This is a genomic window from Solibacillus faecavium, assembly GCF_014836905.1.
In the GTDB taxonomy this organism is placed as follows: domain Bacteria; phylum Bacillota; class Bacilli; order Bacillales_A; family Planococcaceae; genus Solibacillus; species Solibacillus faecavium.
Window position 1 is genome coordinate 113233 of record NZ_JACSPZ010000011.1, and the last position, 7755, is coordinate 120987.

7 protein-coding genes are annotated in these 7755 nt (G+C 39.5%); 5 read left to right on the top strand and 2 right to left on the bottom strand.

The features are described 5' to 3' along the window. The first annotated feature begins 191 nt into the window (after positions 1-191). Positions 192-809, top strand: coding sequence for a hypothetical protein (locus tag H9635_RS17485; protein ID WP_191701588.1), 618 nt, complete (start codon positions 192-194; stop codon positions 807-809). Between the two features lie 41 nt (positions 810-850). Here H9635_RS17485 and cydC read toward each other — a convergent pair whose 3' ends face one another. Together cydC and cydD are read right to left on the bottom strand one after the other, a co-directional pair. Then, positions 851-2512 carry a thiol reductant ABC exporter subunit CydC gene (gene cydC, locus H9635_RS17490; RefSeq protein ID WP_191701589.1) on the bottom strand — a complete coding sequence of 554 codons (1662 nt, stop codon included), beginning with the start codon at positions 2510-2512 and terminating at the stop codon, positions 851-853. Beyond that, entirely contained in the window at positions 2512-4212 is a 1701-nt protein-coding gene (cydD, locus tag H9635_RS17495) for a thiol reductant ABC exporter subunit CydD (protein WP_191701590.1), read from the bottom strand. Before cydD ends, cydC begins: the two co-directional genes overlap by 1 nt. 193 nt (positions 4213-4405) lie before the next feature. On the opposite strand from cydD, the gene H9635_RS17500 reads away from it, so the two are divergent. The 4 genes from H9635_RS17500 (at position 4406) to tnpA (ending at position 7557) form a co-directional block, all read left to right on the top strand. Beyond that, positions 4406-5737 (top strand): cytochrome ubiquinol oxidase subunit I, encoded by a 1332-nt coding sequence (locus tag H9635_RS17500; RefSeq protein WP_191701591.1) that lies wholly within the window; start codon positions 4406-4408, stop codon positions 5735-5737. Further along, positions 5737-6765 (top strand): cytochrome d ubiquinol oxidase subunit II, encoded by a 1029-nt coding sequence (locus H9635_RS17505; protein WP_191701592.1) that lies wholly within the window; start codon positions 5737-5739, stop codon positions 6763-6765. The genes H9635_RS17500 and H9635_RS17505 overlap by 1 nt, the downstream gene beginning before the upstream one ends. Positions 6766-6776: 11 nt before the next feature. After that, positions 6777-6872: a cytochrome bd oxidase small subunit CydS gene (gene cydS, locus H9635_RS19540; RefSeq protein WP_404828892.1), complete on the top strand. Its 96-nt coding sequence runs from the start codon at positions 6777-6779 to the stop codon at positions 6870-6872. Between the two features lie 211 nt (positions 6873-7083). Beyond that, on the top strand, positions 7084-7557 hold the full coding sequence (gene tnpA, locus H9635_RS17510; protein ID WP_191701593.1) for an IS200/IS605 family transposase: 474 nt from the start codon (positions 7084-7086) through the stop codon (positions 7555-7557). Positions 7558-7755: the final 198 nt, after the last annotated feature.

Consider the following 7755-nt stretch of genomic DNA (forward strand, 5'->3'; position numbering starts at 1 on the left):
CCTTAAAAGCAAAACTGGTGGGATTTGATCCGAAATAAAGGAAGAAATTACCGTTATTTCATTAAATAGCACGTTTTTTTATGAATTTAGACATGATAAGGGAAAATCCTTCCGCTATTTTTGAGGGTTTTCTCATTATTTTTGAAATAAGGGAAATTATTACCGCTATTTTTGGCAGGAGGGGGAAATTTTTGAGAAATAAATATATCATATTGTTTTCTACTTTACTTTCTATTTTAATAGTAAGCTCTGGATGCGCTATTTCAGGTGAGGAGAAAATAACAATCGAGGTTAATTCGGAATCAGAATATGTGGATACATTTAAAGATTTGAATTTGGGCATCCTGTTTGATTTTAATATTAAATTACCGAATGCGGATAAAAGCTGGGTGAATCTATGGGTGGAGCGATATATTGACGGTGAATTAGAGTCAGAACCATTAACGCAATTATCCTACGGGAACAGTCCTAATAAAGTTCAAGAAGGACATTTGGGTTTTGGTATGATAAATACGAGCTCAGAAGAAATGCTTGTTTTCCTTTATGGACCTAGTGTTAGAACCAATCCAGAAAGAATTGAAAAAGAAGCTAAGTCGGGTATTATTAGTGGAGCGGAATATGCCATTGGTAATGACAAAGTAGAATTAGAATTAGGTGAAACAAAAATTTTAGGAGTGTATAGAGAAAAGGCGGGCTCGATGCGTACGTTCGATTTCCAAGATGAGGATTCCATTAATCAAATGATTCAACAGGATGATGAGGTACTACTACTAAAGATAAAGGTTGAAGAAAGAATTATTAATTATTAACAGAGGGCGTGATTCAGTAATTTGAATCAACGCCTTTTTCATTACTGATTAAGCATCTCCCAATAAAGTCCTTTTCCCTCCACCAATTGTTGATGTGTACCGCATTCGACAATTTGTCCCCGGAGCATGACGCAGATACGATCAAACTGGTCCAAGTCTGCTAGGGAATGGGTAACCATAACAACGGTTTTGTTAGCGGCTTCCTCGTGTAAGGTGTTGAACAATATTTTTTCTGTTGAAACATCGAGGCTCGTAAACGGTTCATCCACAATCCATAAGTCACTTTCTTTTAATAAAAGTCGGGCAAAAGCTAACCGCTGTTTTTCTCCGCCTGACAAATTCCCGCCTTTTTCAAAAATAGGATCTTCGAGGTTTTTGATTAATTGTGCTTTTTTAAGTACTTCTTGTAACGCTTCGTCGGATGCTTCCTCATTCGCCATTAGCAGATTGCTTTTAATTGTTCCCGAAAAGAAATGGTTGTGCTGCAGCATCGTACTCATATGCGTATACATCGACTGTGAGCTGATGTCATTAATATCAGTAGTATTAACGCGGATTACACCGGACGTTCTTTTTATTTCCTTCATTAAAAGTTGCAGCAACGTAGTTTTGCCGCAGCCACTTGGACCAATAATGGCTATTTTCTCACCAGCCTGAATGTTTAAAGAAAGCTTTTCAAGAGCGGGTCGAGTAGCAGCAGGGTACGAATAGGAGACGTCGTGCAATTGTATCTGTTGGATAAATCCCTTTAAATGCTGTGTTCCATCTGATTCATTTTTAGATGTAATTGCCTCAAGTCGACCAACGGCATTTTTCGTATGTCTTGCAAAAATAGGAACGAGGGCAAGCGGGACGGCCGATTCAAAAACCGTAAGCGAGATGAGCACAATTAATGCAAGATACACGCCATCCAGCTGTCCGACTGAAGTTAAATAAGCTCCGACAAATACTACGGAAAAGCTTGTAAACAAGGCAATGAGCTGATTCCATAAATAAGAAGTCTGTTCCTGATCAAGCTCTTTTCTGCGGGAGTTCCCGTATCCTTTGTATAAGGCTGATAATTCCTCGGCTTTTGATTCATTTTGATGATGCAGTACTAAATCCCGGTAGCCGTAAAAGTATTCTGTAGCTAAAATCGTGAGTTCCTTTTTTTCTAATGTACTTGTAGAATAAGGACGCCGAAATAATATATAGGGAACAACAATGCTTGTTAATACAATACCAATGAGCAAAAGCAGCGAAATCCACGGTGAGAAAAACAGTGAAAATAATATGACCACCATAAATACAAAAAGGGCGATAAAGGGCGGATACAATACGCGTAAAAAGAAGTTTTGCAACTGCTCTACATCGCCTGTAATCCGTGTCAGTAGATCACCGCTTTTATAATGGTTGAGTACATGTGCTTGCGGCAAGAGCTTTTTGAAAAATTTCATCCGCACAATGCTAATAAATTTAAAGGTAACGCGGTGTGAAATGTAGCGTTCGGCATATTTACTCGCGGACTTTGTTACACCGAATAATTTAAGAAAAGCAGTTAAAATTAAAATGATGTAAAAAGGCGGCATGAGGGCAGCTTTTGAAATGAGCAGGCCGCTTTGTGCAAATAAAGCCACCGCTGTTAACCCGCTTATTGTGCCAGCTAATAATGCAAGAAGCACATCTTTTTTATCCTGCCATATCATTGCGACCAGTTCCTGCATTACGTAACCCTCCTTACGACCATTTCCTTATAATAAGGGTGATCTTTTAGTGTATCAGGTGTGCCGGCTGTGACGATTTGCCCGTTTTCAACGATAAAAATGACATCTGCAAACCGGATGCTTTTATATTTGTGTGCAGCAATAATAACGGTTGCTTGTTCACTTAGTTTTTCAATGGATGTACTGAGCAGATGTTCTGTAGCGACATCCAATCCAGCTGTTGGCTCATCAAAAAAGACAATAGAAGGTTCTTTTAGGAAAGCTCGTGCAATCGCCACGCGCTGCTTCTCGCCGCCGGATAGTCCGATGCCACCTTCACCGATCACGGCAGCAAGTCCATCAGGTAAAGAGGCAACCCATTCGGTTAATTGTGCTTGTTTTAATGCGTTATAAATTTGTGTATCTGAAACTTGCAGCCCCATACATATATTGTCGCGAAGTGTCCCTGCAAAAATATACGGATGCTGTGAAATATAGCTTGTTTGCGCATACCAGTCATTTGCACGATATAATTTGCGTGGTTTACCGTTTAAATAGATGCCCCCTGAATCTAGCTCGGTTAAGCTCGATAAAAGATTTAATATCGTCGTTTTGCCATGACCTGTTTTCCCGATAAATGCGGCGGTTTGTCCAGGCTGGATAGTGAATGATAGGGGGCCAATAGTAAAGCCGCTGTTATAGCGAAATTTCGCATGTTCCACAGATAGCACCGGTCCGTTTGTTAATTCTTTATCTCCCCATTGTACAGGTCTTTCCTCTTCCTTCAGCTGTTCTTCGAGTAATGCGGCAGCACCTAAACTCCCTCTGCCTGTATGAAATGCCGCGCCTAATTCTTTCAACGAATTATAATATTCAGGAGCCAATGTCAAAATAAAAAAAGCCGGTGCAAAGGTTAAGGTTTTAAAAACAATCATTTGAAAGCCGATTTCCAGTGCGACTAAACCAATACCAAGCGTTGTAATAAGCTCAATAAAAAGTGTTGAGGCGAATGCAATTTTTAATACACCGAGTGTCCGGCTCATAAATGCTTCATTGCTTTTGGCTAAAATCTGTTCCTGCTGTTTGCTCTGCCCGAACAAGCGAATCGTTTGTAACCCTTGAAGCAAGTCCAGAAATTTACCGGAAAATCGATTCAGTGCATCCAATTGCTCCTCTGACTTTTTCTTCGTTTGCATCCCGATGATGATATAAGTAATCGGCACAAATGGTGCAGTAACGAGCATGATCCAACCACTGTTCGGATGAATGAGAAACACAGCAATCAAAATCATAATAGGGACTACGATAGTCTTAATAAGCTGAGGTGTATATTCTCTATAATAACTTTCCAGTTGGTCCACAGTGTCTACCAGCAGTGTGACCTTCTCGCCGGTTTGGTAAGAGACGTGTTTTTCCATTGTCGTTGAAGACCAATGCTGCATTAACTTTTTCCGAACTGTTAACTTTACATCTTCCGCTAGCTTTCCGCCGATCCGACCTAAAGAATATTGAGAAGCCAGTCTAACAACAATGGCTAACAGTAATAGTAAAAAGAATACGTACGTATACGAAAAAGCCTTCTTTTCTATAAAAACAAGGTTGACCGTTTCTACAATACTGTAGCTTTGCAAAATAATACTTCCTCCCAAAAATAATGAGATGAAAATTAAAATAACAATCTTGGATCGGTTAGCGCGCATGAAATGCTGCAGAAATGGCATAGTATCAACTCCTCATTAGCTATACTAGTCAATTTTTGTTAAAAGCAACCATCCACTACGCAATTTTTAGTTCTTCCGAGCAGAGAATCTTTGCGAGCAGTGAATATTAACAAATTGGATGTGAATACTGATGTGAGGATATTTAATAAAACTTGCATATGATTTACAGATTCTTGATGTTGGAGGTAAGACAATGGACAACTCGGCGGTGTTTTGGAGTAGGGCGCTAACAGAGCTTACATTAACTTTTCACATTATTTTTGCGACGCTCGGTGTCGGGGTCCCGCTCATCATTTTAATTGCTCAGTATGTGGGCTATAAGAAAAACGATGAACACTATACGTTGCTGGCACGAAGAGTAGCGCGGGGCTTTACGATTACAGTAGCGGTAGGGGTTGTGACAGGGACCATTATTGGCTTGCAGCTATCGCTTTTATGGCCTCAGTTTATGGAGTTAGCAGGACAAACGATTGCGCTTCCGTTATTTATGGAGACATTTGCCTTTTTCTTTGAAGCGATTTTTTTAGGGATTTATTTGTATACTTGGGATCGATTTAAAAATCCGATATATCATATGCTGCTTCTCATTCCGGTCGCAATCGGCGCTTTCATGTCGGCTATTTTCATTACGATTGTCAATGCGTTTATGAATGCACCGAGAGGCTTTGATCTCGTTGGCGGAGAGATCATTAATATTCAACCGATTTTAGCGATGTTTACACCTGCTATGCCAACTAAAGTTGGACATGTGCTAACTTCGAGTTTTATGACCGTTGCATTTACATTAGCGGCGATTGCGGCTTATAAATTGCTGAAAGGCGAGAACCATATTTATCATAAAAAGTCGCTGAACCTAATGATGAAGTTGGGACTCATTTTCTCCATAGCAACAGCCGTTGTAGGAGACTTTTCAGCCAAATATTTAGCGGAATATCAGCCGGAAAAACTAGCAGCAGCCGAGTGGCATTTTGAAACTGAAGCCGGGGCAGATTTAATCTTTTTCGGGATACTCGACGGGGATGAAGTGAAATATGAAATTCGTATGCCGAAAGTATTGAGTTTCTTAATAAGTAATAATTTCAATGCAGAAGTAACAGGGTTAAATGATTTCCCTGAAGATGAAAGACCACCGCTTATTACCCATTATTATTTTAATATTATGGTGGCAATCGGCAGTCTAATGATTTTTTTAGCGCTCGGATATGTAGTTGGAAAATGGAGAGGTTGGCAGTGGATTGCATCCAAGTGGTTTAGGTGGCTTATCGTATTGGGCGGGCCTTTATCATTTATAGCCATTGAAACAGGCTGGTGGCTAGCAGAACAGGGACGGCAGCCATGGATTTTATACGGGATTATGCGCACAGAGCAAGGTGCTACAACAGCAACCGGTGTCGAATGGCTGTTTATCGCATTTGCTGTTGTCTATTTAATATTAGGGATTGGAAGCGTTGTCGTATTACGAAGAATGTTTAAAAATAATCCCGTTTCCAAAGAATTAGCGCTTCGTAAAGGCGGTGAACAATAATGTCGTTAGAAATACTAGGGATTTTTGTTTTATGGATATTCTTGTTTGGCTATGTCATTGTCGCCTCGATTGATTTTGGTGCAGGGTTTTTCAATGCATACAGTCTTTTAACAGGGAAGAACAACATTTTGTCAAAAATAATCAAACGTTATTTATCACCAGTATGGGAAATCACCAATGTGTTTTTAGTATTTTTCTTTGTTGGCATCGTAGGATTTTTTCCGCAGACGGCTTATTATTATGGAACAATTTTGTTAGTGCCGGTATCGATTGCTTTAATCTTGCTGGCAATTCGGGGGAGCTACTATGCGTTTGAATCCTATAGTGGGTTAAGAGGGCATAAAGGATATGCGACAGCATACGGCATCGCAGGTTTATTGATCCCGGCATCATTATCTGTCGTATTGGCGATTTCAGAAGGTGGCTTTGTCACAATGCACGAAAATGGCCCGAGACTTGACTATAGCGCGTTATTTACAAGTCCTTTAGCATGGTCAATTGTCGTATTGAGTCTTACTGCTGTGTTGTATATTTCCGCAGTTTTTTTAAATTGGTATGCCAATAAAGCAGGTGATATAAAGGCAAGTGATTTGATGCGTAAATATGCACTGATTTGGGCGATTCCTTTAATCGTCAGTGCTATGGGGATTATTTTAGAAATGCGTAATACAAATAGTTGGCACTATCAAAATATATTAGATCTTACATGGCTATTTATCGTATCCGGCATTTTATTTATTATAACGATCTGGCTCATTTGGAGAAAGAAGAGCTACGGTTTATCGGTAGTTGTGATGATTTTACAGTTTGCCACAGCTTTCTTTGCTTACGGTATTTCTCATTATCCTTATTTGCTTTATCCTTATTTAACGATTCACGATAGTTTCACAAATGACTCGATGGCTATTGCACTTGTATTAGCCTTTATCGCTGGACTATTTTTACTCATTCCATCGATGTATTTAGTATTTAAATTATTTATTTTTCATAAAGGCTATATTACCGGGGAAGACGAAACACATGTTTAGGGGTGGATTTTATGATGGATTTTTTAATTTTCTACGCACCGTTTATAGTCGTGTTCCTCTCTGTACTCGCAGCATTTGTAGTAGCGGTAAAGACGGAGACACATTGATTGGGGCTTCTCGTAAGTAGCGCATAGTATTAAATTAAAATAAAGACACTATTTTTCTTTAAGAGAAAAATGGTGTTTTTTTTATGGAAATGAAAACCCCCTGCTATGCGGGGGGTTCTAAAAAGCTTTTAGCTATGGACAAAAAAAATACTCCAGTCGTACAATAAAATCAGGTCTGGTCAACCGATTACGTACGAAAGGAGCTCCAATAATGGATAATAAAAGTTTAGCACATACAACATGGAATTGTAAGTATCACATCGTATTTGCGCCAAAGTATAGAAGACGAATTATTTATGGAAAGATTAGAGCGGACATCGGTAAAATTCTACGGCAACTGTGTGAAAGAAAAGGCGTAGAAATTATTGAAGCAACAGCATGTCCGGATCATATACATATGTTAGTCAGTATCCCACCGAAGCTGAGTGTTTCAGCATTTGTAGGGTATCTCAAAGGAAAGAGTAGTTTGATGATATTCGATCGCCATGCCAATCTGAAATATAAATATGGGAACCGGAAATTTTGGTGTCGAGGATATTATGTGGATACGGTAGGTCGAAATAGAAAAGTCATTCAAGAGTATATAAAAAATCAATTGCAAGAAGATTACGTGGAGGATCAAATGTCGATGAAAGAATTCATTGACCCATTCACAGGAGAAGAAATCAATCGAAGAAAAAAATAAATAAACCGCTTTAGCGGTAGTCGGAAACGTAGTGCGGTTGGCAGACCTTTCAGAGCGTCTTTAGACGTGGGCCAGTAACCCAGCGTTTCACGCGCAGAGAAAACCACCAGTTCGACTGGTGGTTTCAGGTTGTCGACAAAAGGCATCGAGAGCTCGTCTCTCGATGCCTTTTGTCATTTCTTTTATCAAATTAGGCTC

Bases quoted from the DNA above. Each gene is read 5' to 3' on its own strand.
- cydD (WP_191701590.1), bottom strand. From the start codon at position 4,212: ATGCCATTTCTGCAGCATTTCATGCGCGCTAACCGATCCAAGATTGTT.
- H9635_RS17505 (WP_191701592.1), top strand. From the start codon at position 5,737: ATGTCGTTAGAAATACTAGGGATTTTTGTTTTATGGATATTCTTGTTT.
- H9635_RS17500 (WP_191701591.1), top strand. From the start codon at position 4,406: ATGGACAACTCGGCGGTGTTTTGGAGTAGGGCGCTAACAGAGCTTACA.
- tnpA (WP_191701593.1), top strand. From the start codon at position 7,084: ATGGATAATAAAAGTTTAGCACATACAACATGGAATTGTAAGTATCAC.
- cydS (WP_404828892.1), top strand. From the start codon at position 6,777: ATGATGGATTTTTTAATTTTCTACGCACCGTTTATAGTCGTGTTCCTC.
- cydC (WP_191701589.1), bottom strand. From the start codon at position 2,512: ATGCAGGAACTGGTCGCAATGATATGGCAGGATAAAAAAGATGTGCTT.